We start from the raw sequence: 26,567 nt of genomic DNA, 5'->3' as shown, positions 1-26,567 counted from the left end.
GGCAGCGTTCAGGGCGGGGCCCCGGATTTCGATCCGGGGCCCCGCCCTTTTTGCTGGGTGCGTTCCGGAGTGGGTGCGGTGCGCTTGTTCGGGTATGGGTGTGCGTGTCCGACGTACGCAACGCCGAAGGCCCGGGGCGCCGGAATTTCTCCGTGCCCCGGGCCTTCGTTGGGTGCCCGGTGGTCGTGCTGGGCGGGGGTGGGCCTGCGCACCTCGGCGTTACGAGGTGCCGCTGCGCCCACCCGTGCCGCCCCAGTGGCACGACTGCCCGCAGCCAGGACAGCGGGCCGCTGGGGCGGCAGACGTCGGGGTCAGGCCTTGCGGAGACGGAAGGTCAGGCCGAGGGGCTCGTCCGTGAAGGGTGTGCCGTACGTCTCGTCGGCCTCGCCGGAGGCGAAGTCCGTGGCGAGGACCTCGTCGGCGATCAACGCCGAGTGCTCGGACAGGGCCGCAGCCACCGCCGGGTCCGTTGCCACCCAGCGGAGGGCGATACGGTCGGCCACGTCGAGGCCGCTGTTCTTGCGGGCCTCCTGGATGAGGCGGATGGCGTCTCGGGCCAGGCCCGCCCTACGCAACTCCTCCGTGATCTCCAGGTCCAGGGCGACCGTGGCGCCGGAGTCGGATGCCACCGACCAACCCTCCCGCGGAGTCTCCGTGATGATCACTTCGTCCGGGGCGAGAGTGATCTTCTCGCCGTCGACCTCGACCGATGCCGTGCCCTCGCGGAGGGCGAGGGAGAGGGCGGCCGCGTCGGCGCCCGCGACGGCCTTGGCCACGTCCTGGACGCGCTTGCCGAAGCGCTTGCCCAGGGCGCGGAAGTTGGCCTTGGCGGTGGTGTCCACCAGGGAGCCGCCGACCTCGCTCAGGGACGCCAGCGAACTCACGTTCAGCTCTTCCGTGATCTGGGTGTGCAGCTCGGGGTCCAGGGACTCGAAGCCGGTCGCGGCCACCAGGGCGCGGGACAGCGGCTGGCGGGTCTTGACGCCGGACTCCGCGCGCGTGGCCCGGCCCAGCTCGACCAGGCGGCGGACCAGGACCATCTGCTTCGACAGCTCCGGGTCGATCGCCGACAGGTCCGCCTCCGGCCAGACCGCCAGGTGCACGGATTCCGGGGCTCCCGGGGAGACCGGCACGATCAGGTCCTGCCAGACCCGCTCGGTGATGAACGGGGTCAGCGGGGCCATCAGCTTCGTGACCGTCTCGACGACCTCGTGCAGCGTGCGCAGCGCCGCCTTGTCGCCCTGCCAGAAGCGGCGACGCGACCGGCGTACGTACCAGTTGGACAGGTCGTCGACGAACGCCGAGAGGAGCTTGCCGGCGCGCTGGGTGTCGTACGCCTCCAGAGCCTGTGTCACCTGGTCGGTGAGCGCGTGGAGTTCGGACAGGAGCCAGCGGTCGAGGACCGGGCGGTCGGCGGGGGCCGGGTCGGCCGCGCTGGGCGCCCAGTTCGACGTACGGGCGTACAGGGCCTGGAAGGCGACCGTGTTCCAGTACGTGAGGAGCGTCTTGCGGACGACCTCCTGGATCGTGCCGTGGCCTACGCGGCGGGCCGCCCACGGGGAGCCGCCGGCCGCCATGAACCAGCGGACCGCGTCGGCGCCGTGCTGGTCCATCAGCGGGATCGGCTCAAGGGTGTTGCCCAGGTGCTTGGACATCTTGCGGCCGTCCTCGGCGAGGATGTGGCCGAGACAGACGACGTTCTCGTACGAGGACTTGTCGAAGACCAGGGTGCCGACGGCCATCAGCGTGTAGAACCAGCCGCGGGTCTGGTCGATGGCCTCGCAGATGAACTGCGCCGGGTAGCGGGCCTCGAACAGCTCCTTGTTCTTGTACGGGTAGCCCCACTGTGCGAACGGCATCGAACCCGAGTCGTACCAGGCGTCGATGACCTCCGGGACGCGGGTCGCGGTCGCGCCGCAGCCGTCGTGGCGGCAGGCGAAGGTGACCTCGTCGATGTACGGGCGGTGCGGGTCGAGGCCCGACTGGTCGGTGCCGGTCAGCTCGGTCAGCTCGGCGAGGGAGCCGACACAGGTGAGGTGGTCGTCCTCGCAGCGCCAGATCGGCAGGGGGGTGCCCCAGTAGCGATTGCGGGACAGGGCCCAGTCGATGTTGTTGTTCAGCCAGTCCCCGTAGCGGCCGTTCTTGACCGAGTCCGGGAACCAGTTGGTCTTCTCGTTCTCCTGGAGGAGACGGTCCTTGACGGTGGTGGTGCGGATGTACCAGGACGGCTGCGCGTAGTAGAGGAGCGCGGTGTGGCAGCGCCAGCAGTGGGGGTAGCTGTGCTCGTACGGGATGTGCTTGAAGAGCAGACCGCGCTGCTGGAGGTCCTCGGTGAGCTTTTCGTCCGCCTTCTTGAAGAAGACTCCCCCGACAAGCGGGACGTCCTCCTCGAAGGTGCCGTCGGGGCGGACGGGGTTCACCACGGGCAGGCCGTACGAGCGGCAGACCTTGAGGTCGTCCTCACCGAAGGCGGGGGACTGGTGGACCAGACCCGTACCGTCCTCGGTCGTGACGTATTCGGCGTTGACGACGAAATGCGCAGCTTCCGGGAACTCAACCAGCTCGAACGGACGTTGATACGTCCAGCGCTCCATTTCGGCGCCCGTGAAGGTCTGGCCGGTGGTCTCCCAGCCCTCGCCGAGGGCCTTGGCGACGAGCGGCTCGGCGACGACAAGCTTCTCCTCGCCGTTGGTCGCGACCGCGTACGTGACGTCGGGGTGCGTGGCCACGGCCGTGTTGGAGACGAGGGTCCAGGGCGTCGTCGTCCACACCAGGAGTGCGGCTTCGCCGGCGAGCGGACCGGAGGTGAGCGGGAAACGGACGTACACCGAGGGGTCGACGACCGTCTCGTAGCCCTGCGCCAGCTCGTGGTCCGACAGGCCGGTGCCGCAGCGGGGGCACCAGGGGGCGACGCGGTGGTCCTGGACCAGCAGGCCCTTGTCGAAGATCTCCTTGAGCGACCACCACACGGACTCGATGTACTCGGGGTCCATGGTGCGGTAGGGGTCCTGGAGGTCGGTCCAGTACCCCATACGGCTCGTCAGCGCTTCGAAGGCGTCGGTGTGGCGGGTCACGGACTCGCGGCACTTGGCGTTGAACTCGGCGATGCCGTACGCCTCGATGTCCTGCTTGCCGCTGAAGCCGAGCTCCTTCTCGACCGCCAGCTCCACCGGGAGGCCGTGGCAGTCCCAGCCGGCCTTGCGGGCCACGTGGTAGCCGCGCATCGTGCGGAAGCGGGGGAAGACGTCCTTGAAGACGCGGGCCTCGATGTGGTGGGCGCCCGGCATGCCGTTGGCGGTGGGCGGGCCCTCGTAGAACACCCACTCGGGGCGGCCCTCGGACTGCTCCAGGCTCTTGGCGAAGATCTTCTGCTCGCGCCAGAAGTCGAGCACGGCGTGCTCGAGCGCGGGCAGGTCCACCTGGGCGGGCACCTGGCGGTATGTCGGCTCTGTCATGAGCGGGCTTCCTCCAACGGACTTGCTGCCTTCCGTCGGAGGGACGAGAGCTTCGATCCTTTGAACGCCGTGTGCGGCGTGCTCCCGCGGTACCACCCTCCTTGGCTCCCCTGTGCCCCGTACGCACCGGTGAGCCCCCTCATTGAGGTCGCGATGCCGGGTCTACCGGCCGAGCCCGATGGGTTTCGGCTTTCTTCCGGCGGCTCCGGGGTGATCTTCACGTCGCGCTCGCCCCCGGGCTTCCACCGTCCCCGGGTCGCTCTGGGCTGCGTACGCCGCTACTCGTCCCCATCCACGCTTTTCGCTCCGCCCAGTGTACGGCGCCGCGCGGACAGCGGCCGACCGGTTTTCCGGCGGTCGTGGACGGGGGCGGCGGGGGCGTTCGGAGGGCTCGTGGTCCGGGGGTGCGGTGACCTGCGGGTGACCCGAATGGAGCGAGTGAGGCGTCCGGATCCTGGGACGTGCGGCGGGGCGGAATACCCGGCGGGGAGCTGGGCATCACGCTTGAAGGCTCGCCGCGCGACGATGGTGGGGCGGGCGGAATGGGTGATGTGCCCCGTTGCTGCGGGACTCAAGTCGATTTATCGTCCCAGCACGATTCGCGAGCAAGATCACAGTATGTGAAGGGGCCGCGGCCATGGTGGCGAAGAAGACCGCCGTACAGCAGTCGGCGTCCGGCAGATCCACGGTGGCCTCCGGCGGTGAGAAGCAGGTCCGCACGGCCTCTGGGGTGAAGGCGGCCGCCAAGAAGACGACCGCGCGGAAGACGGCTACTACGGAGAAGGGTGTTTCGGAGCGGGGGGCCGCCCGTTCGAGGGCTGCCGCGGCGGAGGAGGCCACGCAGGGCGCGGGGGCCGTGCGGGTGACGAAGAAGGAGAGGACGGCTGGGTCCGGCGCCACGGGAAGGAAGGCCGCCGCGAAGAGCGTCGCCAAGAAGGCCACCGCCAAGAAGAGCGCCGCCAAGAGCGCACCTGCGAAGAGCACGTCCAAGAAGAGCACCACCGAGAGCACCTCTACCAAGAAGAGCACGGTCAAGAAGGTGGGCGCGGCCGAGGCCGCCGAGACGACGGGAGCCACGACGGTGGTTGCGAAGAACACTCCTGGTACGGCTACGGCGGCGAAGAAGCCCACCGCCGTCCCCAATGCACGGCCCGCCGCGGTGAAGCCCGGTGAGCTCGCGGTACGCCCCGGTGAGGACCCCTGGAGTCCGGCGGAGGTCGCCGAGGCGCGTACGGAGCTGCAGTCCGAGGCGATGCGGCTGCGGGCGGAGCTGGAGGCATCCGAGCGGTCGCTCACGGGCCTGATGCGGGACTCCGGGGACGGCGCCGGCGACGACCAGGCCGACACCGGGGCCAAGAACATCACGCGCGAGCACGAGATGGCGCTCGCCCACAACGCGCGCGAGATGCTCGACCAGACCGAGCGCGCCCTGGACCGGCTCGCGGCCGGCACGTACGGGCTCTGCGAGAACTGCGGCAACCCGATCGGCAAGGCGCGGATGCAGGCCTTCCCGCGGGCCACGTTGTGCGTGGAGTGCAAGCAGAAGCAGGAACGCCGATAGTGATCGTCGCCTGAGCCTGCCGCCACGTGGGTCGTGTCGTACCTTTGTCCTCAGTCAGGAACCTAGGTTGAGGGACTCACGTGGCAGAGGCGGAGCGCATCATCGGTACGCCGGACATCCCAGAGGCGGCGGGCACGGACCCGGAGCAGTCCGACGGCGGGAACGGCGCCGAGGCGGCGGAGGCGGGTGCTGACGCGCAGCCGCGCGGCAAGCGTCGTATCGCCGTGCTGTTCGGGGTCGCCGCCTTGGCGTACGCGCTCGACCTGGTCAGCAAGATGATCGTGGTCGCCAAGCTGGAGCACCACGAGCCGATCGAGATCATCGGGGACTGGCTGAAGTTCGAGGCGATCCGCAACGCGGGCGCGGCCTTCGGTTTCGGCGAGGCCTTCACGATCATCTTCACGGTGATCGCGACGATCGTGATCGTGGTGATCGCCCGTCTTGCCCGCAAGCTCTACAGCCTGCCCTGGGCGATCGCGCTCGGTCTGCTGCTCGGCGGTGCGCTGGGCAACCTCACCGACCGGATCTTCCGGTCGCCGGGTGTCTTCGAGGGCGCGGTCGTCGACTTCATCGCACCCAAGGGCTTCGCCGTGTTCAACCTCGCGGACTCGGCGATCGTGTGCGGCGGCATTCTGATCGTGCTGCTGTCGTTCCGGGGGCTCGACCCGGACGGGACCGTCCACAAGGACTGACCGGGCCACGAGGACTGACCCTGGGCCGAAGGGGTTTTCCACAGGCGTGGTCGGGCGTGTCGGGGTGGTCCGGCATACTCGACGGGTGAGCACGATTCCCGAGATCCGTACCCTGCCCGTGCCCGACGGCCTGGAGGGCGAGCGCGTCGACGCCGCCATCTCCCGCATGTTCGGCTTCTCCCGTACCAAGGCGGCCGAGCTCGCCGCCTCGGGGAAGGTCACGGTCGACGGGTCGGTGGTCGGCAAGTCGGAGCGGGTGCGCGGCGGGGCCTGGCTGGAGGTCGAGATGCCGCAGGCGCCCGCGCCGGTGCAGGTCGTCGCCGAGCCGGTCGAGGGCATGGAGATCGTGCACGACGACGATGACGTGGTCGTGATCGTCAAGCCGGTCGGCGTGGCCGCGCACCCGAGCCCCGGCTGGTCCGGGCCGACCGTCATCGGCGGGCTCGCCGCCGCCGGGTACCGGATCTCGACGTCGGGTGCCGCGGAGCGGCAGGGCATCGTGCACCGGCTCGACGTGGGCACGTCCGGGCTGATGGTGGTCGCCAAGTCGGAGTACGCGTACACGTTCCTGAAGCGGCAGTTCAAGGAGCGGACCGTGGACAAGCGGTACCACACGCTGGTCCAGGGCCACCCCGACCCGACCAGCGGCACGATCGACGCGCCCATCGGGCGGCACCCGAACCACGACTACAAGTGGGCCGTCATCGCCGAGGGCAAGCCGTCGGTCACGCACTACGACCTGATCGAGGCCTTCCGGGCGGCTTCTCTGCTGGACATCAAGCTGGAGACCGGGCGCACCCACCAGATCCGCGTCCACATGTCCGCCCACCGGCACCCGTGCGTGGGCGACCTGACATACGGCGCCGACCCGACGCTCGCCAAGCGGCTCGGTCTCACCCGCCAGTGGCTGCATGCCGTACGGCTCGGATTCGAGCACCCCGGTGACGGGAGCTGGGTCGAGTTCGAGAGCGACTATCCCGCGGATCTGCAGAAGGCCCTCGACAAGGTGCGGGAGGAGACGTACGCGTGAGCCCGGTCCCGGTGTCGTACGAGGTGCGGGTCGCCGATGGCCCCGGCGATCGCGAGGCGTGTTTCGCGGTGCGCAAGGAGGTCTTCGTCGTCGAGCAGGGCGTGCCGGAGGACCTCGAGTACGACGCGTACGACGTCGTGGCGGTGCATGTGCTCGCCGTACGGGACGACGGGGTACCGCTCGGGGCCGGGCGGCTGCTGCACGGGGAGGCCGCCGTCGGCAAGACCGGCGGGGAGCCCGGGGTGGGGGTCCTGGGGCGGCTCGCCGTGCTGGGAGAGGTCCGGGGGCTCGGAGTGGGTGTCGCGTTGGTACGGGCCGTCGAGGAGGCCGCGCGTGCGCGTGGGCTGACGGCCGTGGACCTGGGCGCGCAGACGCATGCGCTGGGCTTCTACGAGCGGTTGGGGTACGTGGCGTACGGGCCCGAGTTCCTCGACGCGGGGATGCCCCATCGGGCGATGCGGCGCGTGCTCTAGCGGTCTCCCACTGTCGGTGGTTGCTCAGGCCCTGCCCGGGGACCTCGGGGGTTCGTGGACGCGGCTGCGGGTTGTGCGGGGGGGTGCGCCGTCCGGGTGGGCGTTCGGGTGGGTCGGGGGGAGGACCGCGTCGGCGGTGTTGACGCGGGGGAGGGCGTAGGGGTGCTTTTCCGTCAGCCAGTGGATCAGTTCTTCGCGGACTGTTACCCGGACCGTCCAGAGGTCGTCCGGGTCCTTGGCGGTGACCAGGGCGCGGACCTCCATGGTGGACGGGGTCGAGTCGGTGACGGTCAGGTCGTAGTGGCGGCCGTCCCAGGCGGGGCAGCCGCGCAGGATGTCGCGGAGTTGCTCGCGCATCGCGGGCAGGGGGGCGGCGTGGTCGACGTGGAGGAAGACCGTGCCGGTCATCTGGGCGCCGCCGCGGGACCAGTTCTCGAAGGGCTTCGAGGTGAAGTAGGAGACGGGCATCGTGATGCGGCGCTCGTCCCAGGTGCGGACCGTCAGGAAGGTGAGAGTGATCTCGTCCACCGTGCCCCACTCGCCCTCCACCACGACCACGTCACCGAGGCGGACCATGTCACCGAAGGCGATCTGGAGCCCCGCGAAGAGGTTGCTGAGCGTGGACTGCGCGGCGATACCGGCGACGATGCCCAGGATCCCGGCCGACGCCAGCAGCGAGGCGCCGGCCGCGCGCATCGCCGGGAAGGTGAGGAGCATGGAGGCCACCGCCACCACGCCCACCACCGCGGACACCACCCGCATGATCAACGTGACCTGCGTCCGCACCCGGCGCACCCGGGCCGGATCGCGGTGCGCGCGGGCGTAGCGGCTGTACGTCGTCTCCACTATCGCGGCCGTGACGCTGACCACCAGCCAGGCCGTCGCCCCGATCAGCACCAGCGTCAGGGCCTGGCCGACGGCGGTCCGGTGCTGCTCCAGCAACTGCGCATGGTCGTACGAGCCTCTGAGCAGAGCCGCGCACAGCACCAGCTGGTAGGGGATGCGGCCGCGGCGCAGCAGGCCCCAGAGCGGTGTCTCGGGGTGCCGCTGGTCCGCCTTGCGCAGCAGCAGGTCGGTGGCCCAGCCGATGAGGACCGTCAGGACGACCGAGCCACCGATGACGATCACGGGGCGGAGTAGATTCTCCATGCCTTGGAACGTAACCGGCACCACGGGGTGCTGAACATGTGACTTCGGCCGCGCTCGGGGTACGGGCGCCGCCATCCGTTGTCGTACCCGGCTGGCACCATGGCCTCATGAACATCATGCTCTTCCACTCGACGTATGGCCTCAGGCCCGCGGTACGCCAGGCGGCGGACCGGTTGCGGGCCGCCGGACACGAGGTGTGGACGCCGGACCTCTTCGAGGGGCGGACGTTCGACACGGTCGAGGAGGGCATGGCCTTCAACGAGGAGCTGGGCAAGGACGAGTTGCTCAAGCGGGCGGTCCTGGCGGCTGCTCCCTACTCGGAGCGGGGGCTCGTCTACGCCGGATTCTCCCTCGGCGCCGCGACCGCGCAGACGCTGGCGCTGGGCGACGAGAAGGCCCGTGGGCTGCTGCTTCTGCACGGCACGTCGGACATCGCGGCCAACGCATCGGTGGACGACCTGCCCGTCCAACTGCATGTGGCCGAGCCCGACCCCTTCGAGACGGACGACTGGCTGAGCGCCTGGTACCTCCAGATGCGCAAGGCGGGCGCCGATGTCGAGGTCTACAGATACACCGGGGCCGGGCACCTCTACACCGACCCCGATCTGCCCGACTACGACGAGGAGGCAGCCGAGGCCACCTGGCGGGTGGCTCTCGGTTTCCTCGAAACTCTGTGACCCAGTGAGTCCTACACGGGGTCGTACGTCCGTTCCACCTTCTGCGTCCCGCTGCGCGTCCGGTACGAGCGGGCCCAGGACGACCTCGCGTCGGCCTTCGTACGGTCGGACAGGACGTAGAAGTCCATCTGGGCCCGCGCGGCGGTGATGTCCAGGACGCCATAGCCGTGCCGGTCGGTGTCGACCCAGTGGACGTGTCGGTTGGCGGCGCGGATCAGCGGGGAGGCCACGGCCGAGACGGTGCCTTCGGGGACCTTGACGAGGTCGTCGAGGTTGTCGGAGGTGACCGACGTGACGACGAACTCCGTGGCGGCGGAGGCCGACAGGGGGTACGTACCGGCGTTGAGCGGCACGTCGTTGGCCCAGGCCATGTGGATGTCGCCGGTGAGGAAGACCGTGTTGCGGATCGCGTTGTCCCGCAGGTGGGCGAGGAGTTCGCGGCGGTCGTCGGTGTAGCCGTCCCACTGGTCGGGGTTGAGAGCGAGGCCCTCCTTCGGCAGACCGAGCAGCTCCGCGATCGGTTCGAAAAGGTCGGCGGTGAGGTTGCCGAAGGCGAAGGGGGCGATCATCACCGGGTTGCCGACCAGTCGCCAGGTCGTGTCGGAGGACTTCAACCCTGCCTTCAACCAGTCGAGTTGGGCCCGGCCCGTCAGCGTACGGTCCGGGTCGTCGACCTTGCCGTCGCCTATCCCCACCTGCAGGGAGCGGAAGGAGCGCAGGTCCAGCAGTGAGAGGTCGGCGAGCTTGCCGAAGCGCAGCCGGCGGTAGGTGGTGCCCGCGATCGCCGGGCGCACCGGCATCCACTCGAAGTACGCCTGCTTGGCGGCCGCCTGGCGGGCCGTCCAGGTGCCCTCCGTGCCCTCGGTGTGGTTCTCGGCGCCGCCCGACCAGGCGTCGTTGGCTATCTCGTGGTCGTCCCAGATGGCGATGGCGGGCGCGGCCGAGTGGAGAGCCTGGAGGTCCGGGTCGGTCTTGTAACGGCCGTGCCGGACGCGGTAGTCGGCGAGGGTGAGGATCTCGTGGGTCGGCGCGTGGGGGCGTACGACCTTGTCGCGGGTGCCGTACTTGCCGGTGCCGTACTCGTAGATGTAGTCGCCGAGGTGCAGCCAGGCGTCCAGGTCGCCGCGGGCGGCCAGATGGCGGTAGGCGGCGAAGTGGCCGCCCTCCCAGTTGGCGCAGGAGACCACGCCGAAGCGCAGGCCGGCCGTGGCGGCGTCGGCGGCCGGGGCGGTGCGCGTACGGCCGACGGGCGAGTCGGTGCCGTCGGCGGAGAAGCGGAACCAGTAGTCCGTGGCGGGGGCGAGGCCGCGCACGTCCGCCTTGACGGTGTGGTCGGAGGCGGCGGTCGCGGTGGTCGAGCCCTTGGCGACGATGCTCGTGAACGCCTTGTCCAGGGCGATGGTCCAGCCGACCTCGATGTCGGGGCCGAGCCCGGAGCCGGGCGTCGCTTCGGCGGTGGGCGTCACCCGGGTCCACAGCAGAACGCCGTCGGGCAGCGGATCGCCCGACGCCACACCGTGCAGGAAGGCCGGGACCTCGGCGGCGCTCGCCGGGATCGCGGAGGCCAGCGGTGCCGCGAGGACGGCTCCGGCCGCGGCCGCCTTGACTACCGTACGGCGGCGGGGCGAGGGGAAGTTGGGGCTGGAGTGAGATCTGCGACTGGTCACGGCCGATGAGATTACTGATGGGTAAGGAGTTTCGGTAAGGCGTACGACGTGAAATCCGCGCAATGTTCAGGCTGTGGTGCCCTGTTGGTCGGTCGGTGAACGGAAAAACGGGGATGTACGCCCCAATTGGGCGGAGCCGGGGCCACTTGAGGGACAGCCGGGGTCACCGGTCGGCGGCGTAGCGCCTGGCCAGGGCGATCAGGGCGGCGCGGTCGGCCTGTCCGGTGCGGTTGCGGAGGCTGGCGAGGTGCTTCTCGACGGTGCGGGGGGAGAGGAAGAGGTGCTCGGCGATCTCCTGGTTGCCGAGTCGGGCGCCGAGGAGGCGCAGTACCTCGTACTCGCGAGGGGTCACCCCTGCCCGACGTAGGTCCGCGGGGATGGTGTCGTGGCCCTCGCGCCGCCGGGGTACGGGGGAGCCGGCGTCCCGCAGCAGGGCGCGACACGCGGCCGACACCCGGGTCGTGCCCCGGTCGTGGAAGAACCGTTCGCAGGCGCGCAGCCATTCCAGGGGGCGCCCCCAGCTGTCGACGAGCGCCGCTTGCGCCCCCAGACGCAGACAGAGATGTGCTGCCAGGGGGATGGTGTCGGTGCCGACCAGCGCTTCCTCGGCCGTCTTGGCGGCCTCGGCGGCCCGGCCCTCGCGGCCCAGCAGCACCGCCCGGGACCAACCCACGAAGGGCCGGTCCCAGTGGACCTCGGTGAGCCGGTCGGCGGCGGGGCCCTCCACGTCGGCCCAGCCGGCCGCGCCCCGCACGGTCCGCAGGAGCAGGTACGGGCCCAGGAAACCACCGACCCCGCGCGTGCTGGGCAGGGCCCGCATGACCCGGTTCGCCTCGGTGAACTCGGCCAGCGCCCGGTCGTGTTCCTCCCGCAGCAGGGAGCACAGGCCCTGGGCCCAGCCCCAGACGGAGGTGTCGGCGTAGCCCCAGAGCGCGCCGGCGCGCTGCCCGGCCAGGGCGCTGTCCAGGACGTGCAGCATGGCTCCGAGCCGACATCCATCCGGGATTCCCTCGACATCCGTCGAATGCACCTTCGAGGCGTACAGGGTAGTACCCGTCTTCACAGGAGCCGCACAACTACATGGGGGCTCTTCCCCGATACCCGCGGCCCCGGCGCCCGGCACGCTTCTTCTCAGGCAGGGCAGGGGGGGACAGGGCATGCTCCGGGGGACATGCCCTGCCTGCTTCTCTTTCTTTCGGCGGGGAGGTCGTCAATGCAGCGTGCCCGGATATGGGTTGCCGGGGGAGTACTCGGCATGGCCCTGCGCGGGTGTTCGTCACTCACCGGGACCACCGGGACCACCGGGACCACCGGGGGTGGGAGCGGCGGCGGTTCGGCGTCGGCCGGGGCCGCCGCGGACGCCCCGGAGGTGCCGCTGACCACCCAGGACCTGGAGCGGGTCTGCACGGACGGGCTCGGCTTCGCGGGGCTGCCGGCCTACGACCCCACCAAGAAGACCGTCCACCCGGCGCAGCTCATGAACAGCACCGGCGACGGCTGGACGAGCAGTGTGCCCGTCGAAGGCGACTTCCCCAAGGGCTGGTTCCTCGACTACTCGGACAAGCCGGAGCGTGCGGAGCTGGTCGTCTGCGTCGAGCGCACCGAGGCCACCGCGACCGGCAAGGTCTGCGACATGGAGGCCGACGGCAAGCCGCTGAAGATCCGGACGTACAACACCTCGTACCGGCTGCGGGTGGTCGAGGCGCGTACCGGCAAGGAGCGGTACGAGCACACCGGCAAGGTCGAGTCCGACGAGTGCCCCGTCTACATCTTCACCTCGGACGACGAGGACGCCGACAAGTACTACAACGAGGTCCGGCCCGAGGACTACCGGGGGCGCGTCAAGCCGTACATCGCGCCGTAGCGGGGGCCGTGGCCGCCGCGCCGTGGCTGCCGTATCGACAGCCACGACAGCCACGACAGCCACGACAGCCACGGCCGTCACGGCGGCTACTTGGTGACGCCCGCGTCCTTGAGCGCCGTCTCCCACTCCGCGACCGTGGACGGGTTGGTGATCGCCTTGTCGTTGATCTTGATGGTCGGGGTCGACTCGACTCCCTCGGCGTCTTCGAAGGACTTGCCCATCTTCATCGCCCAGGCGTCGTAGGTGCCCTTCCCGACGGCGTCCTGGAACTTCTTGTTGTTCTTCAGCGCGTCGACCGTGTTCGCGACCTTGATCAGGTAGCTGTCCTTGGCGAACTCGTCGGTCGACTCCGACGGGTGGTACTTCGCCGAGTACAGCGCGGCCTTGTAGTCGAGGAACGCCTCGGGGCTGACGTTCAGGGCGGCGCCGAGCGCGCTGAGCGCGTTCTTGGAGCCCTCACCCGTGAGGTTGCCGTCGAGGAAGGTGCCGATCGTGAAGGAGAGCTTGTAGTCGCCGTCCTCCATACCCTTGTTGATGGTCTCGCCGACGGTCTGCTCCAAGTTGGCGCAGCCCGGGCAGCGCGGGTCCTCGTAGAGGTGGACCACGTTGTCGGTCTTGGAGTCGCCGATGAGGACCGTGGTGCCGTTCTTGCCCGAGGTGTTGGCCGGGGCGACCACCGTGGCGTCGGCGGCCGCCTCCCACTTCGTGGGCTTGTTGGTCTGGACGACGGCGTAACCGATGCCGCCGGCTGTCGCGAGGACGGCGACGATCGAAGCCGCCACGATGGCCTGGCGCCTGACCTTCGCGCGCTTGGCCTGACGCTCGCGCTCCAGGCGCAGCCGCTCACGGGCCGCCGACTTCGCCGCCTTGCTGTTCCGCTTGCTCATGTGGGTGAACTCCCTGGGGACGCGCACACGTTGTGCGCGGATACGTGTAAATGGGGACTGTTCGTGCTCAGGAGGTGGTCACCTGAAGAGGTGACCGGTGGTCACGCGAAGGTGACCGAGCACGGCGGTCCACGCCGTCCCAGGGAGTGGGCGAAGAGAAGGGTGCGGGCGGTGGCCGGACGGTGCGCGGTGCGCGTAGGCCGGTGCTCCGCCGGAGCGAGCGGCATGACGACGACGGCGGCGACCGCGATCAGCAGCGGCCGGAAACCGGCGGCGACCGCGGCAACCAGCAGCTGGGCCAGTGCCCGCTCGCCGCGCCGCAGCCAGGCGGCGGCCAGCAGGCCCACGCCGATGTGCGCGGCGAGCAGCAGCCAGACGGTGGCCGGTCCGGCGCCCGCCAGCAGCGTGGCGGCCCGCTCTGAGTCGCCGACCCGCGCCAGCGAGGTGCCGACGCTGCCGCCGCCGCACAGCATGTCGAGGCCGACCTGGCGCAGCGGACCGGTGACCGGGCCGCCCGCCTCGCCGTAACAGGCGTGCTGGCCCGTGGTGAACACCGTGTCGGCGGCCAGCTCCAGCGGGATCAGCACGCCGGCGATCCGTCCGAAGCCGCGCTCGCCGCCCGCCAGCGCGTACGCGACGACGAAGACGGCGGCGGTGATCGCGGCCACGGCGGTCAGCGGCAGCGGGGACCGGGACAGCAGAACGTGCGACGCGGTGCCGAGCGTCACGACGAGTGCCGTGAACAGCGCCGCGCGTACGGCTCTGAAGGGGGTCCCGGATATGTCCATGGCGTTGGAGAGTCTCCCACGTACCCCTGTAAGGGATCCCTAAAAGGCCTCAAAGGGCCTCTGTGGGAAGCCTTGTGAGCCGGGGATCCTTACAAGCCGGGGATCCTTACAAGCCGGGGATCCTTACAAGCCCGGGATCCGGCCGTTGCGGAACAGGTCCACGAAGATCTGGTGGTCCGCACGCGCGCGTGCCCCGTAGCTGTGGGCGAAGTCCACGAGCAGGGGTGCGAAGCCCTCCTCGTCGGCGGCGATCGCCGCGTCGATGGCCCGCTCGGTGGAGAACGGCACCAGGGACTGCCCGGTCAGGTCGTCGGCCGCCGCGTGCATCGTGGCCGTGGCCCGGCCGAGATCGGCGACGACCGCCGCGATCTCCTCCGGGTCGTCGATGTCGCTCCAGTCCAGGTCCACCGCGTACGGCGACACCTCGGCGACCAGCTGACCCGCGCCGTCCAGCTCGGTCCAGCCCAGCCACGGGTCCGCGTGCGCCTGGAGGGCGCGCTGGGAGATCACCGTGCGGTGGCCCTCGTGCTGGAAGTAGTCCCGGATCCGCTGGTCCGTGATGTGCCGGGAGACGGCCGGGGTCTGGGCCTGCTTGATGTAGATCACGACGTCGTTCTCCAGGGCGTCCGTGGCGCCCTCGAGGAGGATGTTGTACGACGGCAGCCCCGCCGAGCCGATGCCGATGCCGCGGCGGCCGACGACGTCCTTGACCCGGTAGGAGTCCGGGCGGGTCAGCGAGGACTCCGGCAGCGTCTCCAGATAGCCGTCGAAGGCGGCCAGCACCTTGTAGCGCGTGGCCGCGTCCAGCTCGATGGAGCCGCCGCCCGGCGCGAAGCGGCGCTCGAAGTCACGGATCTCGGTCATCGATTCGAGCAGCCCGAAGCGGGTCAGCGAGCGGGCGTCGCGCAGCGCGTCGAGCAGCGGGCCCTGGGCGGTGTCCAGCGTGAAAGGCGGCACCTCGTCCCGCTTGGCGCCCGCCGCTATGGCGTGGATCCGCTCGCGGTACGCGTCCGCGTAGACCTGCACCAGCTCGGTGATCTGCTCGTCGCTGAGCGCCTTCGCGTACCCGATGAGCGCCACGGAGGCGGCGAAGCGCTTCAGGTCCCAGGTGAAGGGGGCGACGTAGGCCTCGTCGAAGTCGTTCACGTTGAAGATCAGGCGGCCCGTGGAGTCCATGTACGTGCCGAAGTTCTCCGCGTGCAGGTCGCCGTGGATCCACACGCGTGAGGTGCGTTCGTCGAGGTAGGGGCCCGAGGCCTTCTCCGCGTCGAGATCGTGGTAGAAGAGGCACGCCGTGCCGCGGTAGAACGCGAAGGCCGAGGCCGCCATCTTCCGGAACTTCACGCGGAACGCGGCCGGGTCGGCGGCCAGGAGCTGGCCGAAGGCGGTGTCGAAGACGGCGAGGATCTCCTCGCCACGTCGCTCGTCGTTGAGCTGCGGAACCGACATCGCTGGGTGCCTCCTGGAGGATCACGGGTGGGTCAGCTTCTGAACGTCCGAAGGTACCCGGGAGTGCCCGCGACTCCTCCATGAAGGTACGGGGGAGACGCCTCGCGGTGTCAGTGCCGAGGCATAGACTTCGACGCTGTCCCCCAGACTGTCCGCAGCCCGTCGGGGATCCGTCGTCCGCTGTTCTCCCTGGAGGCCGAAACCGTGTCAAAGCCGCCGTTCACGCACCTGCACGTCCACACCCAGTACTCGCTGCTGGACGGTGCCGCGCGGCTCAAGGACATGTTCAACGCGTGCAACGAGATGGGCATGACCCATATCGCCATGTCCGACCACGGCAACCTCCACGGGGCCTACGACTTCTTCCACTCCGCGCAGAAGGCCGGCGTCACCCCGATCATCGGCATCGAGGCGTACGTCGCCCCCGAGTCCCGGCGCAACAAGCGCAAGATCCAGTGGGGCCAGCCGCACCAGAAGCGGGACGACGTCTCCGGCTCGGGTGGTTACACCCACAAGACGATGTGGGCGGTGAACGCCACGGGCCTGCACAACCTCTTCCGGCTGTCCTCGGACGCGTACGCCGAGGGCTGGCTGCAGAAGTGGCCCCGTATGGACAAGGAGACCATCGCCAAGTGGTCCGAGGGGATCGTGGCCTCCACCGGCTGTCCCTCCGGTGAGCTCCAGACCCGGTTGCGCCTCGGCCAGTACGACGAGGCCCTGAAGGCGGCCGCCGAGTACCAGGACATCTTCGGCAAGGACCGCTACTTCCTGGAGCTGATGGACCACGGCATCGAGATCGAGCACCGGGTCCGCGACGGCCTCCTGGAGATCGGCAAGAAGCTCGGCATCCCCCCGCTGGTCACGAACGACTCGCACTACACGTACGCGCACGAGGCGACCGCCCACGACGCCCTGCTGTGCATCCAGACCGGCAAGAACCTCTCCGACCCGGACCGCTTCAAGTTCGACGGCACCGGCTACTACCTGAAGTCCACGGACGAGATGTACGCCATCGACTCGTCGGACGCCTGGCAGGAGGGCTGCGCCAACACCCGGTTGATCGCCGAGATGGTCGACACCACGGGCATGTTCGAGAAGCGCGACCTCATGCCGAAGTTCGACATCCCCGAGGGCTACACCGAGGTCAGCTGGTTCCGCGAGGAAACCATGCGGGGCATGCAGCGCCGCTTCCCGGGCGGCATCCCGGACGACCGCATGAAGCAGGTCGAGTACGAGATGGACACCATCATCTCGATGGGTTTCCCGGGCTACTTCCTCGTGGTCGCCGACTTCATCATGTGGGCCAAGAAGCAGGGCATCGCGGTCGGCCCCGGACGAGGCTCCGCGGCCGGTTCGATCGTCGCGTACGCCCTCGGCATCACCGACCTCGACCCCATCCCGCACGGTCTGATCTTCGAGCGGTTCCTCAACCCCGAGCGCATCTCGATGCCCGATGTCGACATCGACTTCGACGAGCGCCGGCGCGTCGAGGTGATCCGGTACGTGACCGAGAAGTACGGCGCCGACAAGGTCGCCATGATCGGCACCTACGGCACCATCAAGGCCAAGAACGCGATCAAGGACTCCGCGCGCGTGCTGGGCTACCCGTACGCGATGGGCGACCGCATCACCAAGGCCATGCCCGCCGACGTCCTCGGCAAGGGCATCCCGCTCTCCGGCATCACCGACCCGCAGCACCCGCGCTACAGCGAGGCCGGCGAGGTCCGCGGGATGTACGAGAACGAGCCGGATGTGAAGAAGGTCATCGACACCGCGCGCGGTGTGGAGGGCCTGGTCCGGCAGATGGGTGTGCACGCCGCCGGCGTGATCATGTCCAGCGAGACCATCACCGAGCACGTGCCGGTCTGGGTCAGGCACACCGACGGCGTGACCATCACGCAGTGGGACTATCCGAGCTGTGAGTCGCTCGGCCTGCTGAAGATGGACTTCCTGGGCCTGCGGAACCTGACGATCATGGACGACGCCGTGAAGATGGTGAAGTCCAACAAGGGGATCGACATCGATCTCCTGAGCCTCCCGCTGGACGATCCGACGACCTTCGACCTGCTCCAGCGCGGTGACACCCTCGGCGTCTTCCAGTTCGACGGCGGCCCCATGCGCTCGCTGCTGCGCCTGATGAAGCCCGACAACTTCGAAGACATCTCCGCCGTGTCGGCCCTGTACCGCCCTGGCCCGATGGGCATGAACTCCCACACGAACTACGCGCTGCGCAAGAACAAGCAGCAGGAGATCACGCCGATCCACAAAGAGCTGGAGGAGCCCCTCGAAGAGGTCCTGGCCGTCACCTACGGCCTGATCGTCTACCAGGAGCAGGTGCAGAAGGCCGCCCAGATCATCGCCGGGTACTCACTGGGCGAGGCCGACATCCTCCGCCGCGTCATGGGCAAGAAGAAGCCCGACGAACTGGCGAAGAACTTCACCATCTTCCAGGCCGGCGCCCGCAAGAACGGCTACAGCGACGAGGCCATCCAGGCCCTGTGGGACGTCCTGGTCCCCTTCGCCGGCTACGCCTTCAACAAGGCCCACTCCGCCGCGTACGGCCTGGTCTCGTACTGGACCGCCTACCTGAAGGCGAACCACCCCGCCGAGTACATGGCCGCGCTGCTCACCTCGGTCAAGGACGACAAGGACAAGTCCGCGATCTATCTGAACGAGTGCCGGCGCATGGGCATCAAAGTGCTCCCGCCGAACGTCAACGAGTCGGTGCACAACTTCGCCGCCCAGGGCGACGATGTGATCCTCTTCGGCCTCGAAGCGGTCCGGAACGTCGGTACGAACGTGGTCGACTCGATCATCCGCAGCCGCAAGGCAAAGGGGAAATACGCCTCCTTCCCGGACTACCTCGACAAGGTCGAGGCGGTCGCCTGCAACAAGCGGACCACGGAATCGCTGATCAAGGCGGGCGCGTTCGACACGATGGGGCACACCCGCAAGGGCCTCACCGCACAGTTCGAGCCGATGATCGACAACGTGGTCGCGGTCAAGCGCAAGGAGGCCGAGGGCCAGTTCGACCTCTTCGGCGGCATGGGCGAGGAGGAGACCAGCGAGCCCGGCTTCGGACTCGACGTGCAGTTCACCGACGACGAGTGGGACAAGGCCTATCTGCTCGCCCAGGAGCGGGAGATGCTCGGCCTCTACGTCTCGGACCACCCCCTCTTCGGCTTGGAGCACGTACTGTCCGACAAGGCCGACGCGGGCATCGCCCAGCTCACCGGCGGTGAGCACGCGGACGGCGCGGTCGTCACCATCGGCGGCATCATCTCCGGCCTCCAGCGCAAGATGACCAAGCAGGGCAACGCCTGGGCCATCGCCACGGTGGAGGACCTGGCAGGTTCCATCGAGTGCATGTTCTTCCCGGCGACCTACCAGCTCGTCTCGACCCAACTCGTCGAGGACGCCGTCGTCTTCGTCAAGGGCCGCCTCGACAAGCGCGAGGACGTCCCGCGTCTGGTCGCCATGGAGCTCCAGGTCCCCGACCTGTCCAACGCGGGCACCAACGCCCCCGTGATCCTCACCATTCCGGCCACCCGGGTCACCCCGCCCATGGTCAGCCGCCTCGGCGAGATCCTCACCCACCACAAGGGCGACAGCGAGGTCCGCATCAAGCTCCAGGGCCCGACCAAGACGACGGTGCTCCGCCTCGACCGTCACCGGGTGAAGCCGGACCCGGCTCTGTTCGGCGACCTGAAGGTGCTGCTCGGCCCGTCCTGCCTGGCGGGCTGACGGCAGAAGCCGAGCCGACGGCGGGAGTTGACGGCGGCGGGGGCGTGAGTGCGCGAGGGGCGCATCCGTGATGTCGGATGCGCCCCTCGGTGTGCGTGGGCTGCAACAACCCTTACGCAGATGTCAGTTGTGACCGAAGCGCTTCTGCCGGCCCTTGCGGGCCATGTCGCCGGGAGTCACCTGGACGGCACGCTGCTCGGCCTGTGACTCCATCGAGGGGTGCTGGGCCTCCTGCTGGCCACGCTCGGGCTGCGGCTGCTTACGGTCCTGCTTCTTGTTCTTGGCCATGGTGATCTGCCTCCTGTGGGGGATCTAGGGGCCAGGGCCGCGACCAGATTCACATAGGCCGACAAGGCGCGCATGTCAGAAAATCACCGTCCGTGACGAGAGTTGTCGGCGCGTGTACCGCGATGGCGGGGGTGCCTCGGCGAATACGCCACGCCGAAGATCGAGTTCCGGCCGTTAACCTCCGCGTGGTCGGGCAGACTCGAAGGAAGCCCGAAGCAAACCTCCCGGAAAGAGGGTGGATCGCGTGGACCGCTGCATCGTCCTGGTGGACGCCGGGTATCTGCTCGGCGCAGCCGCCAGCCTCCTCGCCGGGGAACCCTCCCGCTCCCGCATCACTGTCGACCACACCGCCCTCATCCAGGGGCTGCGCGAGCGCGCCGAGGCCGACACCGAGCGACCGCTGCTACGCATCTACTGGTTCGACGGCGCCCCCGACCGCGTCCCGCAGCCCGAGCACCGCAGGCTGCGCGTGATGCCCCGGGTGACCGTCCGGCTCGGCGCCCTGACCCGCAGCGACGGGCGCTGGGCCCAGAAGGGCGTGGACGCCGCGATGCACGCCGAGCTGACCGAGCTGGCCCGCAACCGTGCCTGCTCCGACGTGGTCCTCGTCACCGGTGACGGGGATCTGCTGCCGGGCATGATGGCGGCCAAGGAGCACGGCGTCGCCGTACACCTGTGGGCGGTGCAGGCCGCCGACGGGGACTACAACCAGTCCGAGGACCTGGTCGCCGAGGCCGACGAGCGGCGGGTGCTCGACCGGGCGTGGATCACCAAGGCGGTACGGGCCAAGGAACTCGGCGGGATCTGCGCGCCGCCGCCGGTGCCGCGGCCGGAGATCGCCGCGATCCTGTCAGCGCCGCTGCCGGAGTCCGCGCTTGCGGCCGCCGAGCGGACCGGAGAGCCGGAGCCGGCCCCCGCGGGGCGCAACGGGACTGAGGAGCGGGTGCCGGCCGCGGCCAAGGGCGTACCCACGCCGAAGGATCTCGCCGCCATGCGGGGGCCCGGGGCGCATGCGGTGCAGCATCCGGCTACCGCCACGTTGCGGTGGTCCTCAGACAAGGGGTGGGTGGACCGGCCCGGAGGTGCGGCGGAGTCGCCGGACGCGGCCGCCATGCCGACGCTCGCGCAGCTCACGACGGCGGAGCAGCGGTGGGCCGATCGGGAGGAGGACATCACGACGGTCGGGGGTGACCCGTATGAGGTCGGGCAGGTGTTCGCTCGGCGGTGGATGTCCCGGCTGACCGATCAGTCGCACCTGCAGAAGTTGTCGGGGATGTATCCGCGCGTTCCTCATCGGGTGGATGGGGAGTTGTTGCGGTATGCGGCTCGGTTCGGGTTGCTCGCGCACAAGGACGATCAGATCGATGAACATGATCGGTATGCGATTCGGGCCGGCTTCTGGCGGGAGATCGATGTGCGGACTGCCTCCGGCGTGAACGAGGGCGCCTAGTAGCTCAGGGTGGCTGCTTGCTGGGCGACTGCGGGTCGTTTGTGGCTGATCGCGCCCCGCGGCGGAGCCGCATAGGTCACCGCCCCGCGCCCCTGAAGGGGCGACCCGGGGGTAATTCGGTGCCCGGGACCCCGTAGGCTCCTTCTTCGTGAGTACGCGTGTGGCATCGGCGAACCGGCGGAGCGGCGACGTCGTGTGTGCTGTGCGGGGGCTCACCAAGACGTATCCGGCGACCCGGGGGCGGCGCGGGGCGCCCGGAACCCCCGAGGTGCGGGCCAATGATGCCGTCGGGCTTGAGGTCCGGCGGGGGGAGATCTTCGGGTTGCTCGGGCCGAACGGGGCCGGGAAGACCACGCTCGTACGGCAGCTGACCGGGCTGATGCGGCCCGATGACGGCACCGTCGAGATCCTCGGGCACGACATCGTGCGGCACCCGGAGCGAGCCTCGCGGATCCTCGCTTATCTGGGGCAGGAGTCGACCGCGCTCGACGAGCTGACCGTGGCGCTCGCCGCGGAGACCACCGGGCGGCTGCGCGGGCTGGAGGTGCGGCAGGCGCGGGCCGAGCGGGATGCCGTGCTGGAGGAGCTGGGGCTCACCGCGCTGGCGCAGCGTCCACTGAAGAAGCTGTCCGGCGGGCAGCGGCGGCTCGCCTGTTTCGCCACCGCGCTGGTCGGGGAACGGCCCCTGCTCGTGCTGGACGAGCCGACCAGCGGAATGGACCCGGTGGCCCGGCGGGCCGTGTGGGCCGCCGTCGACCGGCGGCGCGCCGAGTCCGGTGCCACCGTCCTACTGGTCACCCACAACGTCATCGAGGCGGAGACCGTGCTCGACCGGGTCGCCGTCCTCGACAAGGGGCGGGTCATCGCCTGCGACACCCCGGCCGGGCTGAAGGAGCAGGTCGCGGGCGAGGTGCGCGTCGAGCTGGTGTGGCGGGAGCAGGCGCCGCTGGATGTGCCCGAGGTCGCCGCGCTGCGTCGGCGTGCCGTGGAGTCCGGACGACGCTGGTCGCTGCGGCTCGCGCCGGAGGAGGCGCGCGCGGTCGTGGCCACCGTCACCGGCGGCGCGGCCTTCGTGGCGCTCGACGACTTCACCCTTGCCACGCCGAGCCTGGAGGACGTCTACCTGGCGCTCGGCGGCAGCGCGGGCAGCGCACAGGGGCTGGTCAAGGGGTGAGGAACGCGCGTGTGAGCCGGAGAACAGTCGGTGCGGATGTGAACGGCAGGGCTGCCGCAGCCGTACGAAAATGGGCGACAGCCGAAGCGAAGGGGAGCAACTCGACGTGAGTGTCGTACCCGCCGAGGTTCTGCCGGGCAGTGCCCTGGCCGTAGAGGAGCGCGTGGAGCGCGGAGCCGCCGAGCTCGGGCCCCGCGCGCGGCTGTGGCCGGCGCTCTGCGCGGTGTACCGGGCGCAGCTCTCGCGGGCGCGGGTCGCGCGGATCCCGCTGCTGTTCGTGGCCACCTTCCAGTCGATCGGGATCATGATCCTGATGCGCGGGGTGGTGGACGGCGGGGCCGAGGCGCGGGCCGTCGTCGCCGGTTCGTCGGTACTGGTCGTCGCCTTCGTCGCGTTGAACCTGCTGGCGCAGTACTTCGGGCAGCTGCGGTCGAGCGGGGGTCTTGATCATTACGCGACGCTGCCCGTGCCGCCCGCCGCTGTCGTGCTGGGCGCGGCCGGGGCGTACGCCTCCTTCACCGTGCCGGGGACCGTGGTCACCGCGGTCTTCGGATGCGTGCTCTTCGGGCTGCCGCTGGCCCACCTCTGGGTGCTCGCCGCGGTGATCCCGCTCGCCGGGGCCGCGCTCGCCGGGCTGGGCGCCGCGCTGGGCCTGCTCGCGCCGCGTCCCGAACTCGCCACCGTACTGGGGCAGTTGGGGATGTCGGCGGCGCTGCTGCTGGGCGTGCTGCCGGCCGACCGGATGCCGGGTTTCATCCAGTTCGCCCGTGATCTGCTGCCCTCCACGTACGGGGTGGAGGCCTTCGCTCGGACGTTCGGGCCGAACCCCGACTGGGCGTTCGTGCTCAGGGACCTCGCCGTGTGCGCGGGAGTCGGCGTCGTGTCACTCGCGGTCGCGACCTGGGCGTACCGGCGCGCCGCCGTCCGGTGACGCGCCGCACAGCCGCGCCTGGCACGATGTCAGAGTGACCGCACCGTTTTCGCCGCCTCCGCCGCCGCACCATCAGACCCCGGACGACCCCTGGGGCCCGCCGCCCGCCGGGGGCGGGGGCGGGGGCGTGGAGCACGACGCGTACGCGCAGGACGGCTCCGGGGTCGGATCCGCTCCCGGGCTGGCGAGCGAGCTGATCTGGGCCGCCGTCGTCACGGTGGTCATGGCGCTGCTCGGGGGCGTACTGCTCGGGCTTCTGTGGTGGTGGCTCGCGCCGCCGGTGCCGCTCGTCTCCGACGGATCGGCGGTGTACCTCAAGGAGACCGAGGGTGAGCAGGCCGCCGGGGTCGACGGAACGTTCACGCTGCTGGCGTTGGGGGTCGGGGCGCTGAGCGCGCTCGTCGTGTTCCTCGTGCGCCGGCGCGGAGGTGTGCCGCTGGTCGTCGCGCTCACGGTGGGTGGGCTGCTGGGTGCCGTGCTGGCGTGGCGGCTCGGGGTGTGGCTCGGGCCCGAGACCGATGTCGCGGCGCGGGCGAAGGAAGTGGGGGAGGGGGTTACGTTCTCGGCGCCGCTGAAGCTCAGTGCGAAGGGGGCGCTGCTGGCCTGGCCGCTGGCTGGGGTACTGGTTCATCTTGGGCTTACGGCGTTGTTCGGGCCGCGTGATCCTGACCCGTACGAGGAGCCCCAGTACGGCCCGCCGCCGGCCGCGTAGCCTTTCCCGCCCCCGCCCCCGCCGCCCCTGCCCGTTCCATCCCAGGGGCTGCGCCCCTTCGCCCCCCGCTTGAGAGCTCGGTCAGGTCGGTGCGTTGGCGGGTGCGGGTGGGTGGGGGCTTGTCGCGCACGTCCCCCGCGCCCCTGAAAAGGAGGGGCTGCGCCCCGTGCTTCTTGTCTTTCAGGGGCGCGGGGAACTGCGCGGACAACCCCCACCCACCCGCACCATCACGCGCGGGCGATGGCCGCAGACACCGCTTCCGTGAGCTTCTGGAGATCCGCGGGGGCCAGTTCGACCTCCAGGCCGCGCCGGCCGGCCGAGACGCAGATCGTCTCGTGGGACTCCGCCGACGCGTCCAGCACCGTGCGGAGCTTCTTGCGCTGGCCCAGCGGAGAGATACCGCCGCGGACATAACCGGTGGTGCGTTCGGCGAGCGTCGGGTCGGCCATCGCCGCCCGCTTGCCGCCCACCGCCGTGGCCAGGGACTTCAGGTCGAGGGAGCCGGCCACCGGGACCACCGCGACGACCAGCGCACCGTCGACGTCCGCCACCAGCGTCTTGAAGACCCGCTCGGGGGACACCCCCATCGCCTCGGCGGCCTCCTCGCCGTAGGAGGGGTGGGACGGGTCGTGCTCGTAGGCGTGGACGGTGAACTCCACGCCCGCCGCCGTCAGGGACACGGTCGCGGGCGTGCCCCCGGCCTGCTGCTTCTTCGACTTCTTCGCCATCGCCTTCTCGGATATGTCAGTTGAGGCTCGTCGGGCCCCGCGTCAGCTCCGACGCGGGCAACGACGGCAGACTACGGATGATGGCGGTCTCGGCGCGCAGGAGTTTCAGCTCGTCGCGCAGCCGGGACGCGGTGTCGGGGGCCTGGAGGAGCTGCTGCTTGGCCGGGGTGTCGAGCATCATCGCCGCAGCGACCAGATACGAGACGACGGCCGGCTCGTCCGGCAGGTCCGCCCCCGTCGACAGCGACCGCTCACGCGCGCCCGCCAGCCGCTTCTGGTACTGGCGGAAGGCCCGCAGCACCCCTTCCGCGAGCGCGCCCGCCTCGTCGCCGGCGTCCTCGGCAAGCTCCTCCAGCTCCGCCACCAGGAACGGACCGGAGGAGTCCACCGAGAGCAGCCGCACCCGGGTCGTACCGGTGGCGAGGACCTCGAACGTGCCGTTGTCGCGCTCCCGGATGGTGGCCGCGTCCGCGATACAGCCCACGGAATGGAACGCCTTGACCGGGTCGTCGCCGAATCCGGCGGCCGGACCGCGCTCGGGCAGCGCCGTCGGATCGGGCATGCCGGGTGCGCTCGGCGCGACCTCGTGGCCGTCGCGGATGGCGACGACGGCGAAGCGGCGCGGTTCGTCCTCGGGGGTTTTCAGCAACTCGCGCATCATGGCGCGATAGCGCTCCTCGAAAATGTTCAGAGGAAGCACGAGCCCCGGGTACAACACCGAGTTCAGGGGGAAGAGCGGCAGCCGGACGGTGGTCACGAGGCCAGAGCCTAATGGTCCACAGGGTGCGTGTGTCTGTTCGTACTTGTTTGTGATCTTCTTGTTCGCGTCCGCAGCGGCATCGAGGACGCCACCTCCAGCCGTACGCCGTCCCGCAGCTCCAGGAACTGGCCCAACGGATCGTCCGATACCCGGTCCCAGGGGAAGGACGTGGCGAAGGGGCCGATCATGCGCAGCTGGGTCAGGGCGTCCGGCCAGCGTTCCAGGCGTACGAGGACGTAGGTGAGGAGGTTGCGGACCTCGGCCGGCCACGGATCGCCGGGCGCGTACTCGGCGGAGAGCGCGATCGCCCGGTCAGCCGCCTCGTGCAGACGGGCGCGGGACACCTCGGCCCCGCCGCCCTCGGTGAGGCAGGAGAACACCGCCCGTACCGGAAGCGCCTGTACGAGCGAGCCCGGCAGCGTGTCCTCGGCTGCCTGCTCGGCGAAGTCGAAGCCCTCGGCGTGCGAGCACCCGGGGGTGTGGGGGGTGTCCCCCCACCGAGCACAGCAGGACGCCGAGAGGTATGTGAGGGCGGACACATGGCACCCGTAGTGGTGCGGCGAGCGGCGGACCGCTTCCGCCCACAGCTGTTCGAAACCGGTGCGGCCGAGGCCCGTGCCCCGGGCGTGGTCGAGCGCGATCCGCCAGGGCACCGGATCACGCGGCTCGCTCTCGGCGGCCGCGGTGATCAACGGGCCCGTCTCGCGCAGCAATTCGACCCGGGCCGGCGAGTGCCAGCCGTGCGCCACCGCCAGCTGGGCCTTGATCAGCAGGACGTCCGGGTCGTGCGGAGCGGCGCCCTGCCAGGTCCGCAGCCACTCGTCGCGCGAACGGGCGAAGGAGGCGAGCCGCGAGACGTACCGGTCGCGGTTCTCCCACTCGGCGGCCTCCCGGGTCGTCGACAGGAGCTTGGCCGCGGGCGTGTGGTCACCCCGGCCCGCCGCCACCAGCGCGGGCCCCAGCCGCTCGTCCGGCGCGTCGAGCAGCACCTCGTCGTCGGCGGGCAGCCCGACGGCGAGCCCCGAGGTGTGACGCGCCATCCTGGCCGTACGGATGAGCGCACGCAACGGATTCACGTGCGCGGACAC

22 protein-coding genes are annotated in these 26,567 nt (G+C 70.2%); 11 read left to right on the top strand and 11 right to left on the bottom strand.

From position 1 onward, the window contains the following. Nucleotides 1-311: 311 nt before the first annotated feature. Nucleotides 312-3,455: an isoleucine--tRNA ligase gene (gene ileS, locus CES90_RS02385; protein ID WP_189781715.1), complete on the bottom strand. Its 3,144-nt coding sequence runs from the start codon at nucleotides 3,453-3,455 to the stop codon at nucleotides 312-314. A gap of 637 nt (nucleotides 3,456-4,092) precedes the next feature. Between ileS and CES90_RS02380 the strand changes: the two genes are divergently transcribed. From CES90_RS02380 to CES90_RS02365, 4 genes are all read left to right on the top strand, one after another. Then, the gene (locus CES90_RS02380) at nucleotides 4,093-5,016 is read left to right on the top strand and encodes a TraR/DksA family transcriptional regulator (protein WP_189781716.1); all 924 of its coding nucleotides are present in this window, start codon (nucleotides 4,093-4,095) and stop codon (nucleotides 5,014-5,016) included. Between the two features lie 80 nt (nucleotides 5,017-5,096). Next, nucleotides 5,097-5,708 carry a signal peptidase II gene (gene lspA / locus CES90_RS02375; RefSeq protein WP_189781717.1) on the top strand — a complete coding sequence of 204 codons (612 nt, stop codon included), beginning with the start codon at nucleotides 5,097-5,099 and terminating at the stop codon, nucleotides 5,706-5,708. A gap of 85 nt (nucleotides 5,709-5,793) precedes the next feature. Continuing rightward, complete coding sequence (locus CES90_RS02370) at nucleotides 5,794-6,738, top strand: RluA family pseudouridine synthase (RefSeq protein ID WP_189781718.1); 945 nt, start codon at nucleotides 5,794-5,796, stop codon at nucleotides 6,736-6,738. Next, nucleotides 6,735-7,211 carry a GNAT family N-acetyltransferase gene (locus tag CES90_RS02365; RefSeq protein WP_189781719.1) on the top strand — a complete coding sequence of 159 codons (477 nt, stop codon included), beginning with the start codon at nucleotides 6,735-6,737 and terminating at the stop codon, nucleotides 7,209-7,211. Before CES90_RS02370 ends, CES90_RS02365 begins: the two co-directional genes overlap by 4 nt. 24 nt (nucleotides 7,212-7,235) lie before the next feature. On the opposite strand, the gene CES90_RS02360 is transcribed toward CES90_RS02365, so the two are convergent. Beyond that, nucleotides 7,236-8,360: a mechanosensitive ion channel family protein gene (locus CES90_RS02360; protein ID WP_189781720.1), complete on the bottom strand. Its 1,125-nt coding sequence runs from the start codon at nucleotides 8,358-8,360 to the stop codon at nucleotides 7,236-7,238. A 107-nt stretch (nucleotides 8,361-8,467) separates the two neighbouring features. Here CES90_RS02360 and CES90_RS02355 point away from each other — a divergent pair, with 107 nt between their 5' ends. Further along, nucleotides 8,468-9,037 carry a dienelactone hydrolase family protein gene (locus CES90_RS02355; protein WP_189781721.1) on the top strand — a complete coding sequence of 190 codons (570 nt, stop codon included), beginning with the start codon at nucleotides 8,468-8,470 and terminating at the stop codon, nucleotides 9,035-9,037. 11 nt (nucleotides 9,038-9,048) lie between these two features. Here the strand turns inward: CES90_RS02355 and CES90_RS02350 are convergent, their stop codons facing one another. Both CES90_RS02350 and CES90_RS02345 read right to left on the bottom strand, forming a co-directional pair. Beyond that, on the bottom strand, nucleotides 9,049-10,704 hold the full coding sequence (locus CES90_RS02350; protein WP_189781722.1) for an alkaline phosphatase D family protein: 1,656 nt from the start codon (nucleotides 10,702-10,704) through the stop codon (nucleotides 9,049-9,051). 163 nt (nucleotides 10,705-10,867) lie between these two features. Further along, entirely contained in the window at nucleotides 10,868-11,683 is an 816-nt protein-coding gene (locus tag CES90_RS02345) for a helix-turn-helix transcriptional regulator (protein ID WP_229913681.1), read from the bottom strand. A gap of 276 nt (nucleotides 11,684-11,959) precedes the next feature. On the opposite strand from CES90_RS02345, the gene CES90_RS02340 reads away from it, so the two are divergent. Continuing rightward, the gene (locus tag CES90_RS02340) at nucleotides 11,960-12,568 is read left to right on the top strand and encodes a hypothetical protein (protein WP_229913682.1); all 609 of its coding nucleotides are present in this window, start codon (nucleotides 11,960-11,962) and stop codon (nucleotides 12,566-12,568) included. A gap of 86 nt (nucleotides 12,569-12,654) precedes the next feature. Here the strand turns inward: CES90_RS02340 and CES90_RS02335 are convergent, their stop codons facing one another. The 3 genes from CES90_RS02335 to CES90_RS02325 all read right to left on the bottom strand — a co-directional run bounded on the left by CES90_RS02335 (nucleotide 12,655) and on the right by CES90_RS02325 (nucleotide 15,692). Beyond that, nucleotides 12,655-13,455, bottom strand: a complete 801-nt coding sequence (locus CES90_RS02335) for a DsbA family protein (RefSeq protein WP_189781724.1) — start codon at nucleotides 13,453-13,455, stop codon at nucleotides 12,655-12,657. 101 nt (nucleotides 13,456-13,556) lie between these two features. Beyond that, the gene (locus CES90_RS02330) at nucleotides 13,557-14,243 is read right to left on the bottom strand and encodes a hypothetical protein (RefSeq protein ID WP_189781725.1); all 687 of its coding nucleotides are present in this window, start codon (nucleotides 14,241-14,243) and stop codon (nucleotides 13,557-13,559) included. A gap of 123 nt (nucleotides 14,244-14,366) precedes the next feature. Continuing rightward, nucleotides 14,367-15,692: a DUF2252 domain-containing protein gene (locus tag CES90_RS02325; RefSeq protein WP_189781726.1), complete on the bottom strand. Its 1,326-nt coding sequence runs from the start codon at nucleotides 15,690-15,692 to the stop codon at nucleotides 14,367-14,369. Between the two features lie 204 nt (nucleotides 15,693-15,896). On the opposite strand from CES90_RS02325, the gene dnaE reads away from it, so the two are divergent. Then, nucleotides 15,897-19,436 carry a DNA polymerase III subunit alpha gene (dnaE, locus tag CES90_RS02320; RefSeq protein ID WP_189781727.1) on the top strand — a complete coding sequence of 1,180 codons (3,540 nt, stop codon included), beginning with the start codon at nucleotides 15,897-15,899 and terminating at the stop codon, nucleotides 19,434-19,436. A 123-nt stretch (nucleotides 19,437-19,559) separates the two neighbouring features. Here dnaE and CES90_RS02315 read toward each other — a convergent pair whose 3' ends face one another. Then, nucleotides 19,560-19,724 carry a hypothetical protein gene (locus CES90_RS02315; protein WP_189781728.1) on the bottom strand — a complete coding sequence of 55 codons (165 nt, stop codon included), beginning with the start codon at nucleotides 19,722-19,724 and terminating at the stop codon, nucleotides 19,560-19,562. A 244-nt stretch (nucleotides 19,725-19,968) separates the two neighbouring features. Between CES90_RS02315 and CES90_RS02310 the strand changes: the two genes are divergently transcribed. The 4 genes from CES90_RS02310 (at nucleotide 19,969) to CES90_RS02295 (ending at nucleotide 23,991) form a co-directional block, all read left to right on the top strand. Next, nucleotides 19,969-21,174: an NYN domain-containing protein gene (locus tag CES90_RS02310; RefSeq protein ID WP_189781729.1), complete on the top strand. Its 1,206-nt coding sequence runs from the start codon at nucleotides 19,969-19,971 to the stop codon at nucleotides 21,172-21,174. A gap of 148 nt (nucleotides 21,175-21,322) precedes the next feature. Then, the gene (locus tag CES90_RS02305; RefSeq protein ID WP_229913683.1) at nucleotides 21,323-22,348 is read left to right on the top strand and encodes an ABC transporter ATP-binding protein; all 1,026 of its coding nucleotides are present in this window, start codon (nucleotides 21,323-21,325) and stop codon (nucleotides 22,346-22,348) included. 106 nt (nucleotides 22,349-22,454) lie between these two features. Then, on the top strand, nucleotides 22,455-23,279 hold the full coding sequence (locus CES90_RS02300; protein ID WP_189781730.1) for an ABC transporter permease: 825 nt from the start codon (nucleotides 22,455-22,457) through the stop codon (nucleotides 23,277-23,279). 34 nt (nucleotides 23,280-23,313) lie between these two features. Then, a complete protein-coding gene (locus tag CES90_RS02295) occupies nucleotides 23,314-23,991 on the top strand; it encodes a DUF2567 domain-containing protein (RefSeq protein WP_189781731.1) in 678 nt (225 codons plus the stop codon). A 227-nt stretch (nucleotides 23,992-24,218) separates the two neighbouring features. Here CES90_RS02295 and ybaK read toward each other — a convergent pair whose 3' ends face one another. The 3 genes from ybaK to CES90_RS02280 are packed head-to-tail and all read right to left on the bottom strand — an operon-like array spanning nucleotide 24,219 to nucleotide 26,555. Then, a complete protein-coding gene (ybaK, locus tag CES90_RS02290; protein WP_189781732.1) occupies nucleotides 24,219-24,719 on the bottom strand; it encodes a Cys-tRNA(Pro) deacylase in 501 nt (166 codons plus the stop codon). A 16-nt stretch (nucleotides 24,720-24,735) separates the two neighbouring features. Further along, complete coding sequence (locus CES90_RS02285) at nucleotides 24,736-25,476, bottom strand: LON peptidase substrate-binding domain-containing protein (RefSeq protein ID WP_189781733.1); 741 nt, start codon at nucleotides 25,474-25,476, stop codon at nucleotides 24,736-24,738. Between the two features lie 11 nt (nucleotides 25,477-25,487). Beyond that, complete coding sequence (locus tag CES90_RS02280; RefSeq protein ID WP_189781734.1) at nucleotides 25,488-26,555, bottom strand: hypothetical protein; 1,068 nt, start codon at nucleotides 26,553-26,555, stop codon at nucleotides 25,488-25,490. Nucleotides 26,556-26,567: the final 12 nt, after the last annotated feature.

It is taken from the genome of Streptomyces capitiformicae (assembly GCF_002214185.1).
GTDB lineage: Bacteria > Actinomycetota > Actinomycetes > Streptomycetales > Streptomycetaceae > Streptomyces > Streptomyces capitiformicae.
The sequence above is the reverse complement of the archived record's forward strand: the minus strand, read 5'-3'. Positions and strand labels throughout refer to the sequence as shown.